24 protein-coding genes are annotated in these 24751 nt (G+C 65.4%); 12 read left to right on the forward strand and 12 right to left on the reverse strand.

Features of this window, described 5'->3' with window-relative positions; translation table 11 throughout:
* Positions 1–6: 6 nt before the first annotated feature.
* From ACODS0_RS11865 to ACODS0_RS11875, 3 genes are read left to right on the forward strand one after another with little or no spacing between them, the layout of a single operon-like run.
* Positions 7–555, forward strand: a complete 549-nt coding sequence (locus ACODS0_RS11865) for an RDD family protein (protein WP_055393768.1) — start codon at positions 7–9, stop codon at positions 553–555.
* A gap of 55 nt (positions 556–610) precedes the next feature.
* A complete protein-coding gene (locus ACODS0_RS11870; RefSeq protein ID WP_431152731.1) occupies positions 611–1021 on the forward strand; it encodes a diacylglycerol kinase in 411 nt (136 codons plus the stop codon).
* Positions 1014–1607, forward strand: coding sequence for an LOG family protein (locus tag ACODS0_RS11875; RefSeq protein WP_488835105.1), 594 nt, complete (start codon positions 1014–1016; stop codon positions 1605–1607). Before ACODS0_RS11870 ends, ACODS0_RS11875 begins: the two co-directional genes overlap by 8 nt.
* 115 nt (positions 1608–1722) lie before the next feature.
* Here the strand turns inward: ACODS0_RS11875 and ACODS0_RS11880 are convergent, their stop codons facing one another.
* Together ACODS0_RS11880 and ACODS0_RS11885 are read right to left on the reverse strand one after the other, a co-directional pair.
* Positions 1723–2061 carry a P-II family nitrogen regulator gene (locus ACODS0_RS11880; protein WP_007857855.1) on the reverse strand — a complete coding sequence of 113 codons (339 nt, stop codon included), beginning with the start codon at positions 2059–2061 and terminating at the stop codon, positions 1723–1725.
* Between the two features lie 55 nt (positions 2062–2116).
* Complete coding sequence (locus ACODS0_RS11885) at positions 2117–3775, reverse strand: NAD+ synthase (RefSeq protein ID WP_488835108.1); 1659 nt, start codon at positions 3773–3775, stop codon at positions 2117–2119.
* Between the two features lie 80 nt (positions 3776–3855).
* On the opposite strand from ACODS0_RS11885, the gene ACODS0_RS11890 reads away from it, so the two are divergent.
* Together ACODS0_RS11890 and ACODS0_RS11895 are read left to right on the forward strand one after the other, a co-directional pair.
* Positions 3856–5037 carry a GNAT family N-acetyltransferase gene (locus tag ACODS0_RS11890; RefSeq protein WP_488835110.1) on the forward strand — a complete coding sequence of 394 codons (1182 nt, stop codon included), beginning with the start codon at positions 3856–3858 and terminating at the stop codon, positions 5035–5037.
* A gap of 32 nt (positions 5038–5069) precedes the next feature.
* Entirely contained in the window at positions 5070–5582 is a 513-nt protein-coding gene (locus ACODS0_RS11895) for a hypothetical protein (RefSeq protein ID WP_228894848.1), read from the forward strand.
* Positions 5583–5666: 84 nt separating this feature from the next.
* On the opposite strand, the gene ACODS0_RS11900 is transcribed toward ACODS0_RS11895, so the two are convergent.
* The 6 genes from ACODS0_RS11900 to ACODS0_RS11925 form a co-directional block, all read right to left on the reverse strand.
* Complete coding sequence (locus ACODS0_RS11900; RefSeq protein WP_488835112.1) at positions 5667–6851, reverse strand: Gfo/Idh/MocA family protein; 1185 nt, start codon at positions 6849–6851, stop codon at positions 5667–5669.
* A 56-nt stretch (positions 6852–6907) separates the two neighbouring features.
* Positions 6908–7918 (reverse strand): sugar phosphate isomerase/epimerase family protein, encoded by a 1011-nt coding sequence (locus ACODS0_RS11905; RefSeq protein WP_488835114.1) that lies wholly within the window; start codon positions 7916–7918, stop codon positions 6908–6910.
* Positions 7919–8246: 328 nt separating this feature from the next.
* A complete protein-coding gene (locus tag ACODS0_RS11910) occupies positions 8247–9227 on the reverse strand; it encodes a substrate-binding domain-containing protein (protein WP_056746514.1) in 981 nt (326 codons plus the stop codon).
* 94 nt (positions 9228–9321) lie between these two features.
* Entirely contained in the window at positions 9322–10368 is a 1047-nt protein-coding gene (locus ACODS0_RS11915; protein WP_488835117.1) for an ABC transporter permease, read from the reverse strand.
* Entirely contained in the window at positions 10349–11839 is a 1491-nt protein-coding gene (locus ACODS0_RS11920; RefSeq protein ID WP_488835119.1) for a sugar ABC transporter ATP-binding protein, read from the reverse strand. The genes ACODS0_RS11915 and ACODS0_RS11920 overlap by 20 nt, the downstream gene beginning before the upstream one ends.
* Positions 11836–13074 (reverse strand): ROK family transcriptional regulator, encoded by a 1239-nt coding sequence (locus ACODS0_RS11925; RefSeq protein WP_488835121.1) that lies wholly within the window; start codon positions 13072–13074, stop codon positions 11836–11838. The genes ACODS0_RS11920 and ACODS0_RS11925 overlap by 4 nt, the downstream gene beginning before the upstream one ends.
* Before the next feature lie 300 nt (positions 13075–13374).
* On the opposite strand from ACODS0_RS11925, the gene ACODS0_RS11930 reads away from it, so the two are divergent.
* Positions 13375–14772 (forward strand): SIR2 family protein, encoded by a 1398-nt coding sequence (locus ACODS0_RS11930; protein WP_488835122.1) that lies wholly within the window; start codon positions 13375–13377, stop codon positions 14770–14772.
* Positions 14773–15021: 249 nt separating this feature from the next.
* Here the strand turns inward: ACODS0_RS11930 and ACODS0_RS11935 are convergent, their stop codons facing one another.
* On the reverse strand, positions 15022–15498 hold the full coding sequence (locus ACODS0_RS11935) for a cupin domain-containing protein (RefSeq protein ID WP_488835124.1): 477 nt from the start codon (positions 15496–15498) through the stop codon (positions 15022–15024).
* A 53-nt stretch (positions 15499–15551) separates the two neighbouring features.
* A complete protein-coding gene (locus ACODS0_RS11940; RefSeq protein WP_056063965.1) occupies positions 15552–15950 on the reverse strand; it encodes a tautomerase family protein in 399 nt (132 codons plus the stop codon).
* A 118-nt stretch (positions 15951–16068) separates the two neighbouring features.
* On the opposite strand from ACODS0_RS11940, the gene ACODS0_RS11945 reads away from it, so the two are divergent.
* The gene (locus tag ACODS0_RS11945; protein ID WP_488835127.1) at positions 16069–17019 is read left to right on the forward strand and encodes a LysR family transcriptional regulator; all 951 of its coding nucleotides are present in this window, start codon (positions 16069–16071) and stop codon (positions 17017–17019) included.
* Between the two features lie 121 nt (positions 17020–17140).
* Here ACODS0_RS11945 and ACODS0_RS11950 read toward each other — a convergent pair whose 3' ends face one another.
* A complete protein-coding gene (locus ACODS0_RS11950) occupies positions 17141–17863 on the reverse strand; it encodes a class I SAM-dependent methyltransferase (RefSeq protein WP_488835129.1) in 723 nt (240 codons plus the stop codon).
* A 249-nt stretch (positions 17864–18112) separates the two neighbouring features.
* Between ACODS0_RS11950 and ACODS0_RS11955 the strand changes: the two genes are divergently transcribed.
* From ACODS0_RS11955 to ACODS0_RS11975, 5 genes are all read left to right on the forward strand, one after another.
* Positions 18113–18601, forward strand: coding sequence for an Rrf2 family transcriptional regulator (locus tag ACODS0_RS11955; RefSeq protein ID WP_440114546.1), 489 nt, complete (start codon positions 18113–18115; stop codon positions 18599–18601).
* Positions 18564–19523 (forward strand): NAD(P)/FAD-dependent oxidoreductase, encoded by a 960-nt coding sequence (locus tag ACODS0_RS11960; RefSeq protein ID WP_488835131.1) that lies wholly within the window; start codon positions 18564–18566, stop codon positions 19521–19523. Before ACODS0_RS11955 ends, ACODS0_RS11960 begins: the two co-directional genes overlap by 38 nt.
* A gap of 201 nt (positions 19524–19724) precedes the next feature.
* A complete protein-coding gene (locus ACODS0_RS11965) occupies positions 19725–20603 on the forward strand; it encodes an AraC family transcriptional regulator (protein WP_488835133.1) in 879 nt (292 codons plus the stop codon).
* Positions 20600–21586 (forward strand): alpha/beta hydrolase family protein, encoded by a 987-nt coding sequence (locus tag ACODS0_RS11970; RefSeq protein ID WP_488835135.1) that lies wholly within the window; start codon positions 20600–20602, stop codon positions 21584–21586. The genes ACODS0_RS11965 and ACODS0_RS11970 overlap by 4 nt, the downstream gene beginning before the upstream one ends.
* A gap of 209 nt (positions 21587–21795) precedes the next feature.
* Positions 21796–22365 (forward strand): P-loop nucleotide/nucleoside kinase family protein, encoded by a 570-nt coding sequence (locus ACODS0_RS11975; protein WP_488835137.1) that lies wholly within the window; start codon positions 21796–21798, stop codon positions 22363–22365.
* A 74-nt stretch (positions 22366–22439) separates the two neighbouring features.
* On the opposite strand, the gene ACODS0_RS11980 is transcribed toward ACODS0_RS11975, so the two are convergent.
* Positions 22440–24614, reverse strand: a complete 2175-nt coding sequence (locus ACODS0_RS11980) for a TonB-dependent receptor family protein (protein ID WP_488835139.1) — start codon at positions 24612–24614, stop codon at positions 22440–22442.
* Positions 24615–24751 lie beyond the last annotated feature (137 nt).

The raw sequence follows: 24751 nt of genomic DNA on the forward strand, positions 1-24751 counted from the left end.
TCTGGAATGACCGCCACCCCTCCCGCCCCAGCACCGCAGGCATCCCTCTCTGCAAAGACCTCTTCCGCCGCCCTCGGCCCCACGCCCAATTTGTGGCGCCGCATGGCCTGCTGGCTGTATGAGGGCATGCTCATGTTCGGGGTGGTCTTCATTGCAGGCTACCTGTTCGGCACCCTCAGCCAAACCCGCCACGCCCTGGACAACCGGCACGCCCTGCAGGCCTTTCTGTTTGTGGTGTTTGGCATTTACTTCACCTGGTTCTGGGCCAAAGGCCAGACCCTGGCTCAAAAGACCTGGCTCATCCGTGTGGTGGACACCGCCGGGCAACCCATCACCCAGGCGCGTGCGCTGCTGCGCTATCTGCTGAGCTGGGTGTGGTTCCTGCCGCCCTTGGCAGCCTATCTGTTGGGGGTCTCGGCCATTGAAGTGCTGGTGCTGCTGTTCGGCTGGGTTGCCATCTGGGCCATCCTGAGCCGCTTTCATCCCGAGCGGCAGTTCTGGCACGACGCCCTGGCAGGCACGCGCCTGGTGCACTTCGAGCTTCCGAAAAAGTAGCACCCGCGCGCGGGCTGCAACGCCCGCTGTCATGCGGCTGCGACACAATATCCCTATGCCCCTGTCCCCACCCGAGTCCTCCGCGCCCGCCAACCCCCAGAAGGCCCGCACGGGCTTGAACCGCATCTGGCACGCTGCGGGTTACTCCATCGAAGGCCTTCGCGCAGGCTGGAACGAAAAGGCATTCCGCCAGGAAGCCATTGCCGCCCTGGTGCTGCTGCCCGCGTCTCTCTGGCTGGGGCAAAGCTGGGTAGAAACCGCGCTGCTGGCAGGCTCTGTGGTGATCGTGATGATCGTGGAGCTGCTCAACACCGGCATCGAAACCGCCATCGACCGCATCGGCCCCGAGTGGCACGACCTTTCCAAACGCGCCAAGGACATGGGCAGCGCTGCCGTACTGCTGGCCTTGCTGCTGTGCGCGGGCATCTGGGGTGCAGCGGTTTTTCAGAGGATTTTCCATGGCTGAACCGACTTTTTCCGTGTGTGTGTATTGCGGCTCGCGACCTGGCGAGAACACGGCCTTTGCCGACGCTGCCAAAGCCGTGGGCCAATGGATTGGCGAGTACGGCGGCCAGCTGGTGTATGGCGGCGGCCGCAGCGGCCTCATGGGTACGGTGGCCGAAGCCACGCGGCTTGCGGGCGGGCGCGTAGTGGGCGTGATTCCCCAGGCGCTGGTCGACAAAGAGCTGGCCAACCGCCAATGCGACGAGTTGCACATCGTGCAGACCATGCACGAACGCAAGGCCATGATGGCCGAGCGCAGCGATGCCTTTTTGGCCCTGCCCGGCGGCATCGGCACTTTTGAAGAACTGTTTGAAGTGTGGACCTGGCGCCAGCTGGGCTACCACGACAAGCCCCTGGGCCTGCTCAATGTGGCCGGCTACTACGACGGCCTGCTGGACTTTCTGCAGACCAGCGTGACCAGCGGCTTCATGGGCGAATGGCAGATGGGCCTGCTGCACGCCTCTACCGATGCCGAGGCACTGCTGCGCACGCTGGTGCAAGACGCCGGCCCCGACCAAGCGCCCGTCCCGCTGCGCTCGGTGATCTAACGGCCTTCAAAAAACTGGCGCAGCGCAAGGCCAGCGCCACCGTGGAACTGGCTTTGCCAGGCCACTGGTGGCGTCCCCCTCAGGGGGAAGGTGCGCAGCGACTAAGGGGGGAGCCTTACACAGCCGCGTCGTCCAGATCCCCAGTACGGATACGCACCACACGCTCCACAGCCGTCACAAAAATCTTGCCGTCGCCAATCTTGCCGGTGCGCGCCACATTCACGATGGCGTCCACACAGCGGTCCACGTCCTCGGTTTTCACGACAACCTCGACCTTGACCTTGGGCAGGAAGTCCACCACGTACTCGGCGCCACGGTACAGCTCGGTGTGGCCCTTCTGACGGCCAAAACCCTTCACCTCGGTCACGGTGAGACCGGTCACGCCACACTCGGCCAGGGCTTCGCGGACTTCTTCGAGCTTGAAGGGCTTGATGACGGCGGTGATCATTTTCATGGCGGGTCTCCTGGAGGATGTAAAAAAAGGGGTCTGAAAGCGCAGCGCCGAAGCGTCACGCCCTGAATTTGCTGGTGATAGGGTAACGCCAGTCCTTGCCAAAGCTGCGGCGCGTGACGCGAATCCCTACCGGCGCCTGGCGGCGCTTGTACTCGTTGAGCTTGATGAGGCGCGTGACACGCTCCACATCGGCACGTTCAAAGCCGCTGGCGATGATGGACTCGATGGGCTCGTCGTTCTCCATGTAGCGCGCCACGATGGCGTCCAGCACCTCGTAGGGCGGCAGGCTGTCCTGGTCTTTCTGGTCGGGCCGCAGCTCGGCGCTGGGCGGGCGCGTGATGATTCGCTCTGGAATCGGACTGGCGCCCGTGCCATACGGGTCGTTGGCGTTGCGCCAGCGGGCCAGGTCGAACACGCGGGTCTTGGCCACGTCCTTGATCACGGCGAAGCCCCCTGCCATGTCACCGTACAGCGTGCAGTAGCCCGTGGACATCTCGCTCTTGTTGCCCGTGGTGAGCACGATGGATCCGAACTTGTTGGACAGCGCCATGAGCAGCGTGCCCCGGATGCGCGCCTGCAGGTTTTCTTCGGTCGTGTCTTCGGGTAGCCCTGCAAAGTCGCTGGCGAGCGCGGCCTTGAAGGCCTCGAACTGCGGCTTGATGGAGATCTCGTCGTAGCGCACGCCCAGGCGCTCGGCCATGTCGCGCGCGTCGATCCAGCTGATGTCGGCCGTGTAGGGCGAAGGCATCATCACCGTGCGCACCTTGTCGGCCCCCAGCGCATCCACGGCAATCGCCAGCACGAGGGCCGAATCGATGCCCCCCGACAGCCCGAGCAGCGCGCCAGGGAAGCCGTTCTTGCCCACATAGTCGCGCACGCCTAGCACCAGCGCATCCCACAGGTCGGCCTCCAGGCTTTTCTCTGGAGCTACGTCTGCTTCAATTTTTATAGCAGATTGCGCTTGATGGACCTGCGCAAACACCAGTTTTTCTTCAAAACCCGGCCCCCGGCAGGCCACCGTGCCATCGGCATTGAGCGCGAACGAGCGGCCTTCAAACACCACCTCATCCTGCCCGCCGACCAGGTGCGCGTACACCAGCGGCAAGCCCGTCTCGGCCACCCGCTCGCGCATGGTGGCTTCGCGCTCGGCGCTCTTGCCCAGGTGGAAAGGCGATGCATTGATCACCGCCAGCATTTGTGCCCCCGCTACGGCAGCATCGCGTGCAGGGGTGGCAAACCACGCGTCTTCGCACACCAGCACCCCCACGCGCACGCCTTCCACCTCGAAGATGCAAGACTTGTCGCCCGCCACAAAGTAGCGGCGCTCGTCAAACACCTGGTAGTTGGGCAGCTCGCGCTTGGCATAGGTCTGCTCGATCTGCCCATCGCGCAGCAGGCTGGCGGCATTGAAGCAAGCGCTGAACGCCGGAGCATCGGGCGCCACGGCCTGCGGGTGGCCCAGCACAATGGCCAGGCCTTTCAACCCCGCAGTCTCGCGGGCCACGGTTTTCACGGCATCATCACAGGCCGCAATGAAGGCGGGGCGCAGGAACAGGTCTTCGGCCGCATAGCCGCAAATCGCCAGCTCGGGCGTCAGCAGCAAGCGGGCGCCCTGGGCATACGCCTCGCGGGCCGCCGCAATGATCTTTTGGGCGTTGCCGGGCATGTCGCCCACAACAAAGTTGAGCTGCGCAGTGCAAATGGAGAGCGTCATGGAACTGGAATCGGCCCCTGCGGCCAGGTTGAACACCGCCCACACGGGCCCGCAGCTTGCAAAACAAACCCGGGGCGTGCATGGCTGAATCTGCCATTATCGCCCGCGTACTTGCCACTGCGCTGGACGTGGATGCTGCGGCCTGGAACACCCTGCTGGCCCAGCAAAGCCACCCCACGCCCTTCATGCGCCACGAGTACCTGGCCGCCCTGGAGACCAGCGACAGCGCCACCCCACGCACCGGCTGGGCGCCGCGCTTCATGACCCTGTGGGAGGGCGACACCCTGATTGCCGCCTGCCCGCTGTACCTCAAGAACCACTCCTACGGCGAGTACGTGTTCGACTGGGCCTGGGCCAGCGCCTACGAGCAGCACGGCGTGCCCTACTACCCCAAGGCCGTGATCGCCGTGCCCTTCACCCCCGTGCCGGGCAGCCGCCTTTTGGCCCGTGACGATGCTGCACGCGCTCTGCTGGTGCAGGCCGTGTGCCAGTGGTGCGAGGACGAAAACGTGTCGTCCGTGCACATCCTGTTTGCCAGCGACGACGACGTGCTGACCAGTGCGCAGCAAGACCTGATGCTGCGGCACACCGTGCAGTTCCATTGGAAGAACAATCAATACTCAGACTTCGACCATTTTTTGGCCAGCCTCGCCCAGGACAAACGCAAGAAGATCCGCCAGGAGCGCCGCCGCGTGGCGGATGCCGGGGTCACGTTTCGCTGGTCGCGCGGGGCGGACATCAGTGCAGCCGACTGGGATTTTTTCTACCGCTGCTACGAACGCACCTACCTCGAACACGGCAACCCGCCCTACCTCACGCGGGACTTCTTCGCCCGCATGGCGGCCCACATGCCCGAGGCCTGGCTGCTGTTTGTGGCCGAGCGCGACGGCCAGCCAATTGCTAGCAGTTTGATAGCTATCAGCGCTTTGCCATCCAGCGCTGGCAGCCAAAAAGACCAAAACATTGTGGCCTACGGCCGGTATTGGGGCGCGCTGGAGCGCGTGGACTGCCTGCACTTCGAAGCCTGCTACTACCAGCCACTGCAGTGGTGCATCGAGCACGGCGTGATCCGCTTTGAGGGCGGCGCCCAGGGCGAGCACAAGATGGCCCGCGCCCTGCTGCCCGTGCAGGCCACCAGCGCCCACTGGCTGGCGCACCCGGCTTTTGCCGACGCGGTGGAGCGGTTCCTGCAGCGCGAAGGCGCCGGGGTGGCTGAGTACCTGAGCGAACTGCACGAACGCAGCCCGTTCAAGACAGCCTGAGCCAGCGCAACGCCAGCCCGCCCCACACCAGCTTGCACCAGCCTGACAACGCCACCAGCGCGTTGGATGCGCCCAACCTCGGGTTCTCCCGACCTCGGCACAGCTTTTGCAACGGCATACTGGCGGCCGCCCGCACCCGGGCTGCGCACCACGGCGGCCCATCCGCCCGCCCGTCCACCCACAGCACCCTCACCATGGCCGCTCCGCAGCATGTCCCATTTCTGACGGTGGAAGACGAAGACGACTGGGTCGTCTCGTTCGCGCTGGGCCCACAGGGCGCCCACCGCCTCACCCTGGTGCGCACCCCTCGGCTGGAATTCATGCTGCGGCCCGAGCAGCGCGGTGTGTCGGTGGGTGCCGAAGCGGGCCAGCGCCCCGCCCTGCTGGTCGCGGTGCAGTGGGGCCCCAAAAGCGTGGACGTGGTGTCCACCGCCAAGCGCTACAGCCTGGACATCAGCAAGGTGGACAACGCCACCCGCACGGCGGCACTGCGTGTGCTGGGCAAGATGAACTTTGACCAGCGGTTTCAGCTGGCAGGCAACTGACCAACGGCTGCCGACGGCCCGTCAAACGGTCACAAATAGATAGCTGTCTGCGCTTTTCTGATAAGCGCTACGGGCCAATCTGATTCAAACATTCAGGCCAGCAGAGTGGGCCAATGCGGTCCATTTGCGCTCGCTCGCAGCGGACTCCACCACCTTTTCGATAAAGCGCACCCCCTCGGCACCATCTTCCACGCGCGGATAGTCGGCAGCCAAAGGGTCGGCCGCGCGGCCAGCGGCATGCGCGCGGATGTCGGCCGCCACACCCAGGTAGATGTTGGCAAAGGCTTCGATGAACGCCTCGGGGTGCCCCGCAGGGATGCGCCCGGCGCGCAGCGCCGCCGGGCTGAGCCAGGGTGAGCCGCGCGTGAGGATGCGGCGAGGGCCGTCCACGGGGGAGTGGATGAGCTGGTTGGGTTCTTCCTGCCGCCAGGTGATGGTGCCCAGCGTGCCGGACACCTGCAGGCGCAGGTCGTTCTCCAACCCCGCTGCCACTTGCGATGCCACGATGAAGCCGCGCGCGCCGCTGTCGTAGCGCAGCAGCAGCTGGGCGTCGTCGTCCAGCCTGCGCCCGGCGCCAAAGGTGGTGAGGTCGGCGCACACCCAGGCGGGGTGCTGTCCGGTGACGGTGGCGGCCAGGTTTTCGGCGTGTGATCCGATGTCCCCCAGGGTTCCTGCGCTGCCGCTGCGCGCCGGGTCCAGCCGCCAGTCGGCCTGCTTGTTGGCGCCGCCCTCTTCCACGGCTGTGGCCAGCCAGCCCTGGTTGTATTCGACGGTGATCTTGCGGAGCTGGCCCAGCACACCGCTGTGCACCAGGTGGCGCGCCTCACGCACCATCGGGTAGCCGGTGTAGTTGTACGTGACGCCAAACACGGTGCCCGCCTTCTTCACGGCGGCCACCAGCTCGTCGGCCTGCGCGCGGGTGTGCACCAGCGGCTTGTCGCACACCACATGGAAGCCCGCCTGCACAAACGCCAGCGCCACCGGGTGGTGCACATGGTTGGGGGTGACGATGCTCACCAGATCGATGCGCTCGTGCGCCGGGCGGCGCAGTTCGTCGGCCAGCAGGTCCTGCCAGCTGCCGTGGTTGCGGTCGTCCGCCAGGCCCAGTTCGGCGCCGGATGCGCGCGCCCGCTCGGGTGAGGACGAGAGCGCGCCCGCCACCAGTTCAAACTGGCCGTCGAGCGCCATGGCCTTGCGGTGCACCGCGCCGATGAAGGCGCCATGACCGCCGCCCACCATGGCGTAGCGGAGCTTTTGGGGACTGGACATACGAAACGCCTTTGCTCGCTGTGTGTTGTTGTTATCGGTTTTATGCAGGGGTGCGGCTAGGCTTGCTTGTCGCGCGCAAATACGGCGTCGAACGCGCCCGCCGCCGGCTTGAAATCCAGCCGTTTGCAGAACGCCGCGCTCTCCGTTGCGCCGTGCACGCGGTCCATGCGGCTGTCTTCCCACTCCACCGAGAGCGGGCCCTGGTAGCCGATGTCGTTGAGCGCCACGATGATGGATTCGAAATCGATCATCCCGCGCCCCACGCTGCGAAAGTCCCAGTTCCGCCGCGCATCGCCAAAGCTGGTGTGCCCGCCGAAGGTGCCCACCGTGCCGTCGCCCTTGCCCCACCACACGTCCTTCATGTGGGCGTTGTAGATGCGGTCGGCAAACTGGCGGATGAACTTCACGTAGTCCACGCCCTGGTAGGCCAGATGGCTCGGGTCGTAGTTGAAGCCAAAGCGCTTGTTGCCGCCCACGGCTGCAATCGCGCGCTCGGCCGAGGCGATGTCGAACGCGATTTCGGTGGGGTGCACCTCCAGCGCGAAATTGATGTCGTGCTGCTCGAACACATCGAGGATGGGGCCAAAGCGCTTCGCAAAATCGGCAAAGCCCTTGTCCCAGTATTCCTGCGTGGTGGGCGGAAAGGCATAGATCGAATGCCAGACCGATGAGCCAGTGAAGCCCGTGACCGTCTTCACGCCAAACTTGGCGGCAGCGCGCGCTGTGTCCGACAGCTCGGCCGCTGCGCGCTGGCGCACCCCCTCGGGCTCGCCATCGCCCCACACATGGGGTGGCAGGATGGACTGGTGGCGCTCGTCGATCAGATCGCACACGGCCTGGCCCACCAGATGGTTGCCGATGGCAAAACATTGCAGGCCGTGCTGGGCCAGCAGTGCATGTTTGTCTTTGACGTACTGGGGCGACGCCAGCGCCTCCTGCACGTTGAAATGGTCGCCCCAGCACGCCAGCTCCAGGCCGTCGTAGCCCATGCTTTTGGCCAGGGGCGCAAGTTCTGCCAAAGGCAGGTCGGCCCACTGGCCGGTGAAGAGGGTGACGGGTCTTGGCATGGCGGCTCCAAGGGACGTTGGGTTGCAGGTTCGAAGCGGCTATAAGCTATATTTTCAATAGCTGCTAGCGCTTACTGGATAAGCTCTAGAGGCCAATTTGGCTTGATTTTTCACACATCTCAGATCGCCCCTCACACCCTCTCCCCTGGTGGGAGAGGGCCGGGGAGAGGGGGGAGTGAAACGGGCGCGGCGCGGGTGCAGCCCCTCTCCCCAACCCTCTCCCGCGAGGGGAGAGGGGGTCAACCCCCAGCGCCGCTGCGGGTGCACGGGCTGATGTCCTCATCTGAGGGATGTTCCTGATCAGGCAACTTGACTCACATTGACGCCATCAAAACGGCGAATCAGGAAAGTAAAAGTCCTTCGCCGTTTCCTTCGTGATCAGCACCGACGGAATGATGGTGTTGGCGGGCAGCTTCTCGCCCTTGATCCGCGCCTCGGCCGTGAGCTTGATCGAGTCGTAGATGAACTTGGGGCTGTACGACACGTTGGCCTGGATGAGCGGGTTGCTGCCGTCCATCAGCGTCTTGATCATGCCCTTGGCACCCGCGCCGCCAAACACCAGTTTGATGTCCTTGCGCTTGGCCTGCTCGATGGCCTTGAGCACGCCCACGGCCATGTCATCGTCGGCGGCCCATACGGCGTCGATCTGCGGGAAGCGGGTCAGGTAGTCCTGCATCACCTTGAAGGCGTCGTCGCGGTTCCAGTTGGCGTATTTGGCGTCCAGCAGCTTGATGCCGGGGTGGTTCTTCAGCACGCTGTTGAACGCGTCCATGCGCTCGTTGTCCAGCGTGGTCGCAATGCCGCGCATGGCCACCACATTGCCCTTGCCGCCCAGCGCCTTGGCGATGTACTCGGCCGGAATCTTGCCGAACGCCGTGTTGTCACCGGCCACGTACGCGTCCTGCGCGCTGGTGTCGGTCAGGCCCCGGTCCACCACCGTCACGTACACGCCCTTGGCCTTGACCTGGGCCACGGGCTTGGTCAGCGCGGCCGATTCAAACGGGAAGATGACCAACGCATTGATCTTGTTCACCGTGACCAAGTCTTGCAACTGGTTGGCCTGCTCGGGCGCGCCGCCTGCGGTCTTGACGATGACCTGCAGGCCGGGGTGGGCCTTCTCCAGGTCCTTCTTGGCCTGGTTGGCCCAGTACACGATGCCGCCGGTAAAGCCGTGCGTGGCCGACGGAATGGCCACGCCCACCACCGTCTTGTTGGCCTGCGCCATGGCGGGGGCGGCCAATGCGAAGGCAGCGGCGCCCACGGCCGTGAGGGCCAGGCGGCGGGTGAAAGAAGAAAGTTGGCTGTTCATGCGTTGTCTCCTGTTGCTTTGGAATATGGCCATGGAAGCTGGCCGGCTGGGGAACACGAAAGTCAAATGACCTACCGAGAAAAACGAAGATCCATCACCGCTTGCCCCTTTGCATGAAGGCAACCGCAATAATCACGAACCCCTGCACCGCCGCATTCAGGTACACGCTGATGATGCTGGTGAGGTTGAGGATGTTGCTGATGACCGAGAGCAGGATGGCCCCCACCACCGTGCCGGTGATGCTGCCCGCCCCGCCCTTCAAGACGGTGCCGCCCACGATGACGGCGGCAATCGCCTCCAGCTCCCACAGCAGCCCCGTGGTGGGCGATGCAGAGCCCAAGCGCGGCACATACAGCAGCGTGGCAATGCCCACGCACACGCCCAGCAGCATGTACGTCAGGATCTTGATCTTGTGCACGTCCACCGCCGCGTACTGCGCCACCTGCTCGTTGGAGCCGATGGCCTGCACATAGCGGCCATAGGCCGTGCGGTTCAGGATGACGCCGCCCACCACCGCCACCAGCAGGAAGATCCAAACCGGAATCGGCACACCCAGCAGGTTGGCGTAGTACACCGGGCTGTAGATGTCCGACAGATCGTTCTCCAGCGTGATCGCGCCGCCGTTGGAGAAGTACGTGAGGTACGCGCGGAAGATACCCAGCGTGCCCAGCGTGACGATGAAAGGCTCGATGCGGCCCTTGGTGATGAGCAGGCCATGCACCAGCCCGAACACCGCGCCCAGCACCACCGCCAGCACCATGCCCACCACCACAGCCGCCATGGGCGAGCCCAGCACGGGCGCCATGGCGTTCATGAACAGGATGACCGAGCCCGCAATCAGCGCCGCCATCGACCCCACCGACAGATCGATGCCGCCCGAGATGATCACAAAACACATGCCCACCGCGATGATCCCGATGAAGGCCGTCCGCGTGAGCACGTTCATCACGTTGTCGTAGGTGGCGAAGTTGCTGTTGAGCAGCGTGCCGGCAATGCACAGCAGCACCAGCCCGATGACCGGGCCCAGCCCGTGTAGCTTGCCCCACCAGGCCGTGGCGCCGCCGTGGCGGCCTGCACCGGGTACAGCGGGTGCTGCGGCAGCCGCTGCGGTGGGTGCGTTTTCAGCGGGTACCTGTGGCATGGGCGATCAACTCCTCTTCGGTCAAATGGGGTTCTTGCAGCGTGGTCTGCAGCCGCCCGGCGCGCATCACCGCCACGCGGTGGCACAGGCCGATCAGCTCCATCAGTTCGGACGAAATCACGATCACCGCCAGGCCCTGCGCCGCCAAGCGCTGCACCAGGTGATAAATCTCGCGCTTGGCGCCCACGTCCACGCCGCGCGTGGGCTCGTCCAGCACCACCACGCTGGGCCCCGGGTGCAGCGCCTTGGCCAGCGCCAGCTTTTGCTGGTTGCCGCCCGACAGCGATGAGGCGCGCACCTCCAGCGACCCGGTGCGGATGCCGAACTCCTGCACCGCATCGCGCAGCGCAGCCTGCTCGGCCGCCGGGTCGAGCCAGGGCTTGGCATAGCGCTCCAGCGCCATCAGCGTCAGGTTGGGCCGCAGGCTGAAGTGCACGTGCAGGCCCTTGCCCTTGCGGTCTTCGCTCAGGTAGGTGAGGCCGTGACGGGCCGCATCGCGCGGGCTTTTCAAATTCACCGGCTTGCCCGCCAGCTCCACCGTGCCGGCCGAGCGCGGGCGCAGGCCCAGCAGGCCTTCGAACAACTCCGTGCGGCCCGCGCCCACCAGCCCGGCAAAGCCCAGAATCTCGCCGCGCCACACGTCAAAGCTCACATCCTCGGCCCAGCCCGGCACCGTGAGGCCGCGCACCTGAATGGCCGGTTCTCCACCCGCAGGCGCGGGCAGCTTGGGCGGGAACAAGTCCGCCAGCTCGCGGCCCACCATCAGGTTGGCCATCTGCCGCCGCGTCACGCTGGCCGTGGCCTCGCGCGCCACCAGCAGGCCGTCGCGCATCACCACCACCTCATCGGTGGTGCGCTCCACTTCGTCGAGCTTGTGCGATATGTAGATGATGGTCACGCCCGCCGCCTTCAGCCCGGCCATCAGCGCAAACAGGCGCTCCGTCTCGCCCGGGGTCAGCGTGGCGGTGGGCTCGTCCATGATGAGCAGGCGCGCATTGCGAGCCAGCGCCCGGGCAATCTCCACCAGCTGCTTTTCGGCCACGATGAGCTTCTTCACGCGCGTGTCGGGGTCCAGCGGCAGGCCCACCTGTGCCAAAGCAGCGCGCGTTTTCTCGCGCATCGCCTTGTCGTCGAGGAAGGGGCCCTTCTTGATCTCGTGGCCCAAAAAGATGTTCTGCGCAATCGTCAGGTCGTCCGCCAGGTTGAACTCCTGGTGGATGAGCACAATGCCCTGCGCCTCGGCCGCGCGCGATCCGCCGCCCGGGGCGCGCACCGCGCCGTCCACCACCACCTCGCCGGTGGTCGGGCTCTCGTACCCCGCCAGAATCTTCATCAGCGTGGACTTGCCCGCGCCGTTCTCGCCCAGCAGGCCATAGACGCGGCCCGGCTGCAGCGCAAAGCCCACGCCGTGCAGCACGCGCACCGGGCCGAACTCTTTGGTCACGTTGCGGAACTCGACGGCCACGCTCATCGCACAGCCCCCACACCAGCACGCGCACCCGTCACCGAGCCCGCACGTGACAGGCTCTCCTGCATGGCCAGCACGCCCGCACCCACCACACCGGCATCGTCGGCCAGCGGCGCGTATTGAATCTCCAGGTGCCGCGTAGAAAGCGCCAGCGACCGGTGGTACACGCTCTGCCGCACCGACGCGAGGAACAGCGGCCCCATGTCCGTCACCCGCCCCGCAATAAACACATGCGACGGGTTGAAGAAGTTGACGATGGACGCCAGCATCTGCCCCACCAGGCTGCCCGCGCGCTGGATGATGGCGTTGGCCGCCACATCGCCCGTGCGGCTGGCCTGGGCCACGTCTTCAATCGTCAGCGTGCCGGTGCTTTGCAGCCGCTCGGCCAGCAGCGCGCTTTCGCCGCGCTGCGCGGCCTCCATCGCCATGCGCGCCATGGCGGGCGCTGCGGCCATGGCCTCCACGCAGCCCTGGTTGCCGCAGTGGCAGCGCGGGCCGTGTTGGTCCACACAGATGTGGCCCACATCGCCCGCCGAGCCATTGGCGCCCCGGTACACCTGCCCATGGCACACGATGCCGCAGCCAATGCCCGTGCCCACTTTGATCACGAGGAAGTTGGGCAGATTGCGCTGCAGCCGGTACATCTCGCCCAGCGCCATCAGGTTCACGTCGTTGTCCACAAACACCGGTGCGGCAAACGCCTCGCGCAGGTAGTCGCGAATGGAAAAACCGTCCCAATCGGGCATCAGCGGCGGGTTGACGAGCTGCCCGCTTTCAAAATCCACCGGCCCCGGCACGCCCATGCCAATGGCAATTACCTGACTGGACGCCAGCCCGCAGCGCGCCAGCAATTCGCGCATCAGCCCCCGCACCCGCGCCAGGATCACGCCCGGCCCCTGGCGCACATCGATGGGCTCGCGGTGCCGCGCCAGCACCGTCATGTCGGGCCGCATCACTGCTATCTGCATGCTGGTGGCGCCCAGGTCGGCGCCAATCACTACGCCCAGGGTTTCGCTCAAACGAAGGGTTTCGGCCCGCCGGCCGCCAGAGGACTCCTGCAGGCCCACCTCGTCGAGCAGGCCTTCGTCCAGCAGCGCCGCCACCATGGCGTTGGCCTTGCTCTTGGAATAGGCCAGGCGCTGCGCCAGCGCATTGCGCGACGCGCCTGCGGACCAGAAGATGGTCTGCAGAACGCTCAGGTCTTCGGCGCCGCAGTGACTCCAGCGGGTGGATGGCAAGGCTTGTCTCCTGTCATGTTTTTGTGCAGCACCTCATGGGGGTGGGTACTTGACAGGGATGCTATGCGGTCTACTTTGGCCGGGCAAGACTGAACTTTGGACTAAATCTAGTCAAACTAAGTCCCTGGTGAGGGTGAATGATGACCATTTGCCAGGGAGCACTCGACGGCAAAAGCGTTCTGACGAGCAGGCGACAAACGGCTTGCGAACCGATCTTCGCGTTCGTGCTGGTTTGCATGTGCTTCTAACGCGATACCATGGGCTGGGACGGAGAAGTAAGCAATTCAGAAGGAGAACCTGATGGCTGGTTACGCGCAGTATCAAGAAGAGATCAAAGCGGACGTAGTGGAAACACTCAAACTTTTTCAGTGTCAGCCAATCCTTTTCATAGGAAGCGGGTTCTCGCTTAGATATGCTAATGGCCCAAATTGGGAAATGCTGTTGACTCAGGCAGCAGAGGCGTGTCCAGCAATTGACAAAGACTTCACGTATTACAAGCAGAAATATAATAACGACCTTTCAAAGGTCGGATCAGTATTCGCGGACTTGTACTTCGAATGGGCTTGGACGAAAGAGGGGAAGAAAAACTTTCCACCCGAACTATTTACAGCCGAAACACCCCGTGACTCATACCTAAAGCACACTGTCGCAACGCTCTTAAACAACCTATCGGTAAAGGCCGGTGAAAAGACTCTTCAAGCGGAGCTTGCCGCACTAAAGAAGCTTGGCCCACATGCCGTGATTACGACTAATTACGACACGTTGCTTGAACCATTGTTTCCGCAGTACGAAGTCGTTGTAGGTCAAAACGTCTTTCGGCAATCAGCACTTGTCGTCGGCGAAATTTTCAAAATACACGGGTCTATTAAAGATCCCCGGTCACTAGTGCTCACAGCAGAGGACTACGAGGTTTTCGACCGCACTAAGAGATATCTAAGCGCAAAGTTACTCACCTACTTTGCCGAGCACCCACTTTTATTTATTGGCTACGGCGCGAATGACGAGAACATCAAGAACGTTCTGTATGACATGAGCCGGATGTTCACACCGACAACCGCCTTGATTCCCAACATTTACATCCTCCAGTGGGACAAGGAAATTAATGATGCCAGTGAACCTGCTCGCGAGCGCGTATTAGAAGTTGGAGACGACATCAACGTCCGGATAAAGAGCATCTCGGCCAATGATTTTGGCTGGGTATACGAAGCGTTTGGTGCTAACGGTGTGATGGAAAAAGTCGATCTGAAGGCACTGAGATCACTTGCCAATCGGATGCACACGTTGATCAGAACGGACATTCCTTCCAAGAACGTACAAGTGAACTACGAAGCGCTGGAGCATGCTATTTCGAATCAGGGGACTTTTGCCAATTTATTTGGTGTTACCGGGCTTGGCGATCCGGGAGCGGCAAATGCGAACCATCCCTACACCTCAACGGCTTTCGCAGAGCAGGTAGGCGTTCCGCACTGGTACCACACAAACGAATTGATCAAAAAAATAAAGCAAGACTGCGGTTTCGACATGCAATCTTTTGACAATATCTACCATGTCGCGATCAAAACCGGGCAAGCCGCAGGTTCAAAGGTTCGAAAGTACTCCGACGCAGCCGTAGCTCTACTGAAGAAGGTCAGGAATGGCGAGGCATATGAGATCCCCGCGCATGTCTTGGCCGCTCAACCGAAGGGCAAGAAGGCATGAGTTGACCTGTTTTGGGCACATCCGACGCGGATGGCGGGCCAGGAACCATCTGCCAAATAGCGCCATAGGCAGAGGTCACGGCCCAGCCCCCACAAGCAAGCGACCATGGGCGGAAGACTCGCTATCCATTCAATAGCTACCAGCGCTTTATCAATAGGCGCTAGAGCCTGTTTTCAATCATATTTCTTGAGGGCATGTGCTTGTCTGCGCTATCTAGAGTGACCCGCCCGGCAAGGCTCCCGCACACTCTCAGCAAAGACCACGCGGCACCACCCCCTCCGCCTCGCACCAGCGGCAGTAATCCGCCCGCCGATCCGCCGTGGTAATCCGCTGCAGCACCGTGTGGTGCGGCCCCAGGTACTCCACGCTGCCCTTGACCACCACATGCACCAGCAGCTCCTCGGTACCCGTCGCCTCCCACCAGTCCACATTGCCGGCGGGCTCGTGGATGTAGTCGCCCGGCCGCACCACGCGGCCATCGTTCAGGCGGCGCTCGCCCGCCAGCGTCAGGGCGTGCACTTCGCCTGTGTGGCGGTGCAGGCCCAGCCGCGTGCCGGGCGACAGGCGCATCAGCTCCACCCAACCGGCATCGTCGGGCAGGAACTGAATGGGCAGGGACCACTTGCCTTCGCCTTCGGGAATCCAGTCCGCCAGGCCCGCGCGCTCCAGCGCCTGGGTCACGATCACGTCGGCAAGGTGGTTGTTCGTTGTCGTCATCGTCGTCATGTCGGTGCTCCTGGGTAGCTATTGGTTGATGGCTTGCTTGATTGCTTGACCGCTTATTGCTCGGGGTGCTGGTGGCGGTATTCCTGCGTGCGGCCGCCAAAGCCGTATGCGGTGGCGCGCACGTCCTGCACGTAGACGTAGCTTTCGGGGTGCAGCGCGCCCAGCAGACCTTCAAAGGCTGCGAACGCCTCGGCGATGTAGCGCGCCTTCTCGGCCTTGGTGTTGGTCTCGTCCACCACTTTGACGTCGAAGTAGAAGCTCGACTGTTTCAGGTCGGCCAGCGACCGGCCGGCGACGTACCAGTCGGCCGGGTCGACAAAGGTGATGACCACGGCGGTGAGGTCGCGCCGCTTGCCGAGCACGCGGGTGGTCAGGTCCAGCAGGGTTTCTGCAATGCGGGCAGACAGCTCGGGCGTGCGTTGGGCGGACACTTTGACGTTGAGGATGGGCATGGAGGGCTCCTGTAAAAACTCATGGGGTTGAACGAGCCTTCACTGTAGAAATTGCGCCCCGCCACGGAAACCGCCCGTGGCGATAATGGCTTTTGCTCCGCACGCAAAGGCGCGCTCGATGAAACAAGAACCCCGCTCCTTCCTCCCCGACCCAGCCGACCTGCGGTGGCTGGTGCGGTCGCTCGACCTGCGCTCGTTTTCTGCAGCGGCGCGCGAGATGGATGTGGCGGTGTCGGTCGTCGCGCGCGGTGTGGACCGGCTGGAGGCCGGCTACGGCGTGCGCTTGCTGCGCCGGTCCACGCACGGCCTGTCGGCCACGCCCGAGGGCGCAGAGCTGGCGCAGGAAGCGCGTGCCTTGCTGGCGCAGCTGGAGGACATCGGTGCATCGCTGTCGGACCAGCGCAGCCGCGTGGCGGGCACCTTGCGCCTGGCCTCCAGCCAGGAGATTTGCGAAGCGCTGGTGTTGCCCCACCTGGCGGACCTGCAGGCGCGCTACCCCGCGCTGCGGGTGGAGCTGCTGGCCGATGACCGCGTGGCCGACCTGGTGACGGAGGGCATCGACGTGGCGCTGCGCACCACCGTGGGCCACAGCGACCTAGTGGTGGCGCGCGCGCTGGGCCGGTTCGAGCGGCGCCTGTACGCGGCCCCTGTATATCTGAAACAGCACGGCACGCCCGCCGAGCCTAGCGAGCTACAGCAGCACCACACCGTGACGCACACCGCGCAGGGGCCGGCGGTGACATGGGCTTTTCACAATCCAAAAGGCAACGCACAAGGCAAGCCGCTGGAGGTGACCGTGCGCTCGCGCCTGGCCGCCAGCAGCTCGGCCCTGGTGCACCACGCACTGGTGAGCGGCGCGGGGATCGGCATGTTGTCCAGCCCGCTTGCGGCAGCCGATGTGGCGCAAGGCCGGTTGGTGGAGGTGCTTGCGCCTTTTGCGTCCCGCACCGTGCACACGCTGTACGCGGTGTCGTCACCGGGCCGGCGCAATGCGGCCAGGGTGAAGGCGGTGATTGATTTTTTGGCGAAAGCGGCGAAGGACCGGTGGGCGCTGGCGCCTGTGCGTTGAGGGCGTTTTATGCACCACCGGCTGGCTGGCCGGGGGCTGCTGACCCCAGCTGCAAGACAGCCTGGGGGTGAGCAAGGTACGGGCGTGCGGGTCCAATGAGCTGGCCCGCTTTCATTGCTTGCTAGCAGGCCGATGCCACCCAGCCTCTGAACGCAAACCCCATGTAAAACATCTGCACATCGGTGAAACCGGCCTCGCGCAGAATCGCCTCGTCTTCCTGCGGCGTCAGCACCGCCAGCTCTGCAGCCACCTTGTCCCGCGCCTTGGCCGCATGCTCCGGCGGCACACCGGACGCCACCTGAAACGCGGCGTAGCGCGACAGCCACCGATCGCGCTCCCCTGCCCCGCCCTCGGCACCGGGGCCAGCACCATCCGCCACGCTCAAATGCGCCACCACCAGCGGTGCCCCGGGCCTGAGCCGCCGCCAGATCTCCGCCACCATGGGCACGCGCTCCTCGCGCGGCACAAAGTGACAAGTCAGCAGACACGTAGCGCCATCGAACGGCCCGGCCGGTGCGCTCTGCACATAGCCGTGGTGCAGCGCCACGCGGTCACCAGGTACGCCCGCGCACTGCAGCCGCTGCGCCGCCAGGTCCAGCATGGGCTGGCTGGGGTCAACGCCGTCGAACCGCCAGCCGGGGTGCGCCCGCGCCATGTCTTCCAGCTCCAGCCCGCCGCCTGCGCCCACCACCAGCACGCGGCCGTGAGCGGGCACACGCTCGGCCAGCAGGATGCGGGACATGCGCAGCAGGCTGTCGTAGCCGGGCACGTTGCGGCGGGGGCCTTCGGCGTAGCGGGCGACGGCGGCGGGGTCGGTGAAGGGGGACGCGGTGGGATGGGTCATGTGTGTGGTGCGCGCGGTGGGTACTGCGCTGTTGCGATGAATTTGTCCAACGGGTTTACTAGCTCAGCGCAGGGTTTCGACAGGCTCAACCCGAACGGTTAGGGTGGACAACATCTGTCAGAAATCAAGTCAAATTGAACTCTAGCGCTTATCCATCAAGCGCTAGCAGCTATCAATTCAGTAGTAATTTGTTCGTACCCAAGCACTGTTCCTGGCTGCATGCTAGCATCACGCAACTTTAAATGTTGCATGAAACGAGATAGCCGACTTTCCAATGTTCTCCACGCGCTGCTGCACATGGCAGAGATGGAGGGGCCCGCCACCTCTGAGGCCATGGCGCAGGCCATGCAGACCAACCCAGTCGTCGTGCGCCGCCTGATGGCGGGGCTGCGGTATGCGGGGTTTGTTTCGTCGGCCAAGGGGCATGGTGGCGGGTGGGTGCTGTCGTGCCCGCTCACCGACATCACGCTGCGCGACATCTACGAGGCGCTGGGCGCGCCCACGCTGTTGGCCGTGGGCAACCGCGTGGAGAGCCCCGGCTGCATCGTGGAGCAGGCGGTGAACCGCGCGCTGACCGACGCCTACCAAGCGGCCGAAGAGGCGCTGCTGGCGCGGCTGGGCGAGGTAACGCTGGCGCAGCTCTCTGCGGAGTTTCATGAACGCATGGTGGCCGGGTGCCACGGTCACAAGGAGATTGAGCATGGCGACAGCAGCAATGGCAAAAACCCAGGCGTATGAGGTGATCGTGATAGGCGGCAGCTTTGCCGGCCTGTCGGCCGCAATGCAGCTGGCGCGTGCCCGGCGGCGGGTGTGTGTGGTGGATGCAGGCCAGCCGCGCAACCGGTTTGCGGCAGCGTCGCACGGCTTCTTCGGGCAAGACGGCGAGCCGCCGCTGGCAATGATCGAGCAGGCGCGGCGCAAGCTGGCGGCCTACCCCACGGTGGTTTTTGTGCAGGGCACGGTGGTGTCGGCCACGGCGCAGCAACGCGCCGGGTCGCCAGAGAACGGGTTTGAAGTGGTGCTGGACGATGGCGCAACCATGGAGGCCCACAAGCTGGTTCTGGCCTTTGGCGTGCAGGATGGCTTGCCCGACATTGCGGGCCTGCGCCAGCGCTGGGGCGCCACGGTCTTGCACTGTCCGTATTGCCACGGCTACGAGTTTGCAGGCCAGCGGCTGGGCGTGCTGTACCACTCGGCAGGCTCGGCCATGCACGCGCAGCTGATTGCCGACTGGGGCCCGACCACCCTCTTCCTGAATGGCGACACCACACTGGAAAACGCCGAGCAGGAGCGGCTGCTGGCGCTGGGCATCACCATTGAGCCCGCGCCCATCGCCGCGCTGGAAGGCCTGGGCCAGGCGCTGCAGGCCGTGCGGCTGCATGCCACCAGTGGCGGTGATGCGCTCGTAGTGCCGCTGGATGCGCTGTATGTGGCCGCCACCACGCGCCCCGCCAGCCCGCTGGCCGAGCAACTGGGCTGCGCGTTTGACGATGGGCCCATGGGCCCTTACCTCCGCACCGATGCGAACAAGATGACCACCGTGCCCGGCGTGTATGCCGCTGGCGACCTGACGCTGATGCGGCACAACGCCACGCTGGCCTCGGCCGAAGGGGTGCTGGCGGGTGTGGGGGCGCACCAGGCGCTGGTGTTTGGGCAATAAGAGCAGCTAACAAAACTCTTCTGGCGTTGTTGCCGCGTCTTGTCGTACTGCTCGTACTGCCTGCGACGCAGCGCCTAGCCAGAACCGCTTCGCTGATTTTTGTCAGCCGCTCCAAGTAGCGCAGCGCTGCCGCGGCACCAGGCCACAAAGTAGCAAGATCGGCTAAGTACCGGGGCGCAAGCTGCGGCACACTCTGCGGCCATGAACCTGGACCAGAGCGCCGATCAGCACTACCGCGACCGCGTGGCCCGCGTGGTCGCCCACATCGTGGCGCACCCGCTGGCAGCGCATCGGCTGGAGGACCTGGCCGCCATTGCCCATTTTTCCCCTTTCCACTTCCACCGTGTCTACAGCAGCATTGCGGGCGAAACCGTGGCCGCCACGGTGCGCCGCGTGCGCCTGGCCTTGGCCACGCGGCTGCTGGAGCAAGGTGGGCAGAGCATCACGCAGGTGGCGCTGGAGGTGGGCTACGACAGCCCGCAGGCCTTCACCCGCGCATTCAGCCAGTTCACCGGGCAATCGCCACGGGCGTTCCAGCGGGACATGCACCGCCTCATCCTTGATCCAGGCGCCGCAAACGCGCACGCAAACGCGCATACAAAGGCCGAGCAAACGCTGGCCGTGCAGATCGTCGAGCGACCGGCGCAACGCCTGCATGCGTTGCGCCACCAGGGGCCGCCATCCACCATCCCCCACACGCAGCGGCGGCTGTACCTGCAGTGCGGGCAGCGCGCTGTCCACCGGCTGGGCGCATCGTGCGGAGACCCGCAGGACGTGGAGGGCGGCAGCTTTCGCTACTACGCGGCCGTGGTGCTCCCCGACGCGCCCTCAGAGGCAGACAACGGGCTGGAACGGCTGGACATCCCCGCAGGGCTGTACGCACGCCACACGCTCACCGGCCCCTACACGCGCATCAATGCGGCACTGGCGGCCATCCACACACGCTGGCTCCCGGCCAGCGGCTATGAGCCGGACGACCGCCCCACGCTGGAACACTACCTCAACTCCCCGCGCAACGCCGCGCAGGCGGACCTGCGCACCGACCTGCTGATTCCCATCCGACCCACCACCTCCCTATGACCTGTTATCGCTGGCTCTTTCGTTCCCTTTTGCCCGCAGCGCTGTGCTGCGCCGCCACCCTGGCCCACGCTGCAGGCTTTGCCTTTATCGAGGTGCCTGCAGACAAGGACGGGCCCGCGCTGCGGGGCGCCGTGTGGTCGCCCTGCAGCACGCCGCCGGGCCGCATCGACCTGGCGCCGCTGGTGCTGCAAGGCACGCGTGACTGCCCCGTAGCTGGCCAGGGCCTGCCGCTGGTGGTGGTGTCGCACGGCGCGGGCGGATCGGCCCTGGGGCACCACGACACGGCGGCCACGCTGGCCGACGCAGGTTATGTGGTGGCCGCCATCAGCCACCCAGGTGACAACTTTCAGGACCTGAGCCGCCAGGGCTACCTGTCGGCCTTTGCCACGCGGCCGGTGGACATGAAGCGGCTGACGGATTACATGCTGGGTGCCTGGCCCCAGCGCGCGCAGCTGGACGCGGGCAAGGTCGGTTTCTTCGGCTTTTCACGCGGCGGCTACACGGGCCTGGTGGCCATCGGCGCCGTGCCGGACTGGACGTCACGGCAAGACCTGTGCTCGCCGCTATCCACCCGGCCCTTGTGCGGCGAGATCCGGCGCAAAGAAATCCCCGCCACTCCTGCGCCGGACCCGCGCATTCGGGCGGCAGTCATCGTCGACCCCTTGAGCGTCTTCGATGCCAAGGGCCTGGGGCACGTCAAAACCCCCATCCAGTTGTGGGCCTCGGCGCTGGGTGGTGATGGCGTCACGCTGCAAAGCGTGGAGACGGTGCGCCAGGGTCTGCCCAGCGCGCCCGACTGGCAGCTGGCGATCAACGCCGGGCACTTCGCCTTTCTGGCGCCCTGCTCACCAGCGCTGGCCGAGGCAGTGCCCGGCATCTGCCGCGATGCAGCAGGGTTTGACCGGGTGGCTTTTCACCAGGGTTTCAATGCCCAGGTGCTGGCGTTCTTTCAGCGGCACATCGCGGCAGCCAAAGCGCCTTGAGGGCAGGCTGGGATTCGTCGCACCCACATGGCCCGTGGGTTGACGCAGCCCGCGCCAGCCACCTACACTGCCCACCTCGCATCTGGTCCTTGGGATCGGAGCGAACCGCAAAGCCCTCCACCACCGTTGAGGGCTTTTTTTCGTCCGCCCTATGGAAAGCTCTCCCTGCTTGCAGAGAGGGCTTTTTGCATTTCTGGAGCCTTTTTCTCATGCACACCGCTTCGACCCACACCGCCCCCGCAGCCGTTGCAGGCATCGCCCCCCGCATCCACCTGGTCATCGGCCCGGTGGGAGCGGGCAAGTCCACCTTTGTGCGCCACCTGGTGCAGCAGCACCGCGCCGTGCCGCTGAACCTGGACGACTGGATGGCCACGCTGTTTTCGCCCGACCGGCCCGATACGGCTGACATGGCCGATGTGATGGCCTGGTATGTGCCGCGCACGCTGCGCTGCCTGGAGCAAATCTGGAAAACCGCCGAAGCCGTGCTGAACGCCAGCGGCGATGTGGTCCTGGAGGTGGGCCTGATCCAGCAGCACCAGCGCGACGCCTTCTATGCCCGCATGGGGCCGTGGGCCGACGCCATGGTGGTGTATGTGCTCGATGCTCCGCGCGACGTGCGCCGCGAGCGCGTGTTGCGGCGCAATGCCGAACAGGGAGCGACGTTTTCGATGGTGGTGCCGCCGCACATCTTTGAGCTGGCCAGCGACCTGTGGCAACCACCCGGCGATGTGGAGTGCGCGGAACGCACCGTGGTGTTTGTGCCGATGGCGGAGCGGTAGGCCGTGGTTGCAGCTGTGCTTGCACGCAGGCCCTTCCGTGGCGATGGAAGTGCCCCGGGGCCAGACCACCTCGACTACATGAACTGCGCGCGCAGCCCCACCATGAGGCGCCTGCCCGCGGCGGGCTCGAAGTAGCGGCCGTTGGCGTCGTTCACGATGAGGGTGGCGGCGTGGTGGCGGTTGAACACGTTGTCGAGCCGGGCCCAGAGCTGCCAGCGCGTCGTGCCTGCACCTGCACCTGCACCTGCACCTGCTTGTTGGCCGCCCCAACCGTAGGCCGCGTGCAGGCCCAGCACGGCAAAACCGGCGGCCCGCTCGCTGTTGACATCGTTGGCAAACACCGGCCCCGACACGTTCGCCGTGGCACCCAGTTGCCAGCGTGTGGTGGGCGCGTAGTCGATGGCAAGTTGCGCAGCGTGCCGCGCTGTGCCCGGCAATTGGTTGCCTGCGGCGACGTTGGCGCCCCCTGCCCCGGCGTAGGCGCTGCCAAAGTGGGCATCCAGGTAGGTGTAGCTGGCGCGCGGGGCCCAAGTGCCCCACTGTGCACGCCAACCCACTTCGAGCCCCCGGCGCCGCACGTTGTCCACGTTCTGGAACACCGAGCGGCCGTTGACCGTGGCCACGGGCACGATCTCGCCCTGGCTGCGGGTGTCGAACCATGCCAGCTCCAGCTGCTGGTGGGTGCCTTGCCACTTGGCGCCCACCTCCCACTGGCGGCTGCGGGCGGCAGCCAGGCCGAAATTGGGGCCGGTGTTGCCGGTGCTGTAGGCCATCTCGGCCAGCGTGGGGGTTTCAAAGCCCTGGCCTGCGTTGGCGTACAGGTTGAGCTGGTCGGTGGCAGCCCACACCAGACCCAACGCGGGGGTGGTGTGGCGCCAGTTGCGCGCGCCACTGTCGTCGGGGTTGGCGGGGGTGACGTAGCGGTCATCCACCTGCACGCGCACCCGGCTGGCGCGCAGCCCGGCGATGGCGCGCCAGCGGGGGGAGAGCCAGGCGTCTACCTGGGCATACACATCGGTGTTGGCGGCACTGTCTTGTTCGTCGCGTCGCAGCGCACCGCTGGTGCCCGCGTTGTTCACAAACCCCTGGCGGTGTTCAGACAGGCGGTTGGCCTCTGCCCCCATCGTCCAGGTCAGGGGCAGGCCCGAGGGCAGGCGCACGGCCCGCGTCCAGGTGGCGGCCGCGCCCTGGTAGCTGCGGTCCAGGTCCACCACCCCGCCTGCGCTGTTGGCCGCCGCGCCGCTGAAAGACAGGTACTGCGTGAGCTGCCGCCCACCGCCATAGGCGCGCAGCCGCACGCTGTCGGTGTCGCTGAGCTGGCGCTCCAGCACCAGGCCCAGCTGGTTCTGGCCCACCGACTTGCGGGTGTTGAAGGTGGTGGCCAGGGCGCTGGCCTGGCGCGGGTCGCCATCAAACTGCGCGCGCGTGAGGCCCAGTGGGTCTTGCGCCTGGGGCTGGTCGTACAGGTTGACCAGGGCCGTGATGCGCGTGCGGCTGTCGGGCTGGGCCTGCAGCTTGGCGTTGAGGTGCGTGCGCCGCGCGGCGCTGTGGCCGCGCCAGCCCTCGGTTTCGAAGTGCGACACCCCCAGCAGCCCGCCCAGGCGCTGGTCGCCAAAGTCCAAGGATGCATCCACCAGCCGCTGGCCGAACGAGCCCACCGCCAACCCCGCCTGGGCGCCACCGCCGGGCCGGGGCGCGCGGGTGGTGACCTGCACCACGCCCCCCGCTGCGTTGCCATACAGCTGCGCGAGCGGGCCGCGCAGCACTTCGACCTGGCTGGCCGACGGCAGGTGTGCGGTGGCCGCCTGGCCCTGGCCGTCAGGCATGGTGGCGGGGATGCCATCCACCAGAATGCGCACGCCCCGCACACCAAAGGTGGCGCGGGAGCCAAAGCCACGCACGGCGATCTGCAGATCCTGCGCGTAGTTGCCCCGGTCTGTGGCCACCACGCCAGCCTGCCCGGCCAACAGCTCTGACAGATTCACCAATGGCGTGGGGGCCGTGAAGGCATCCACGGGCACGCTGCTGTGGCTGGCGGCACCGTCAAACTGGCGCTGCGCCTGCGCGCTGCCGGTGACCTGCTGGGTTTCAAGTGTGGGGGGCGTGGTGGGTAGTGACTGGGCGGGATCGGCCGGGCTATCTTGCGCATGGGCATGGGCGTGCGCCACCACGCACGCGCAACTGGCCAGGATGCGGGAGACCCGGCTAACTTGGGCGTCGCGGGGCCAATGGTTGGCAGCAAAAGACATGGGTGCCGATTCCTGGTTGGGGAATTTCTGAACGGGGCTTTACGGAGCGTCGCGTGGCGGGCACAGGGGCCAAGCCCAGCAAACCGCAGGATAGTCTGCTCTGGCCCCGTGGCGGTCTTGCCAACCCACCGCAACGA

Source organism: Acidovorax sp. FG60 (assembly GCF_057808995.1).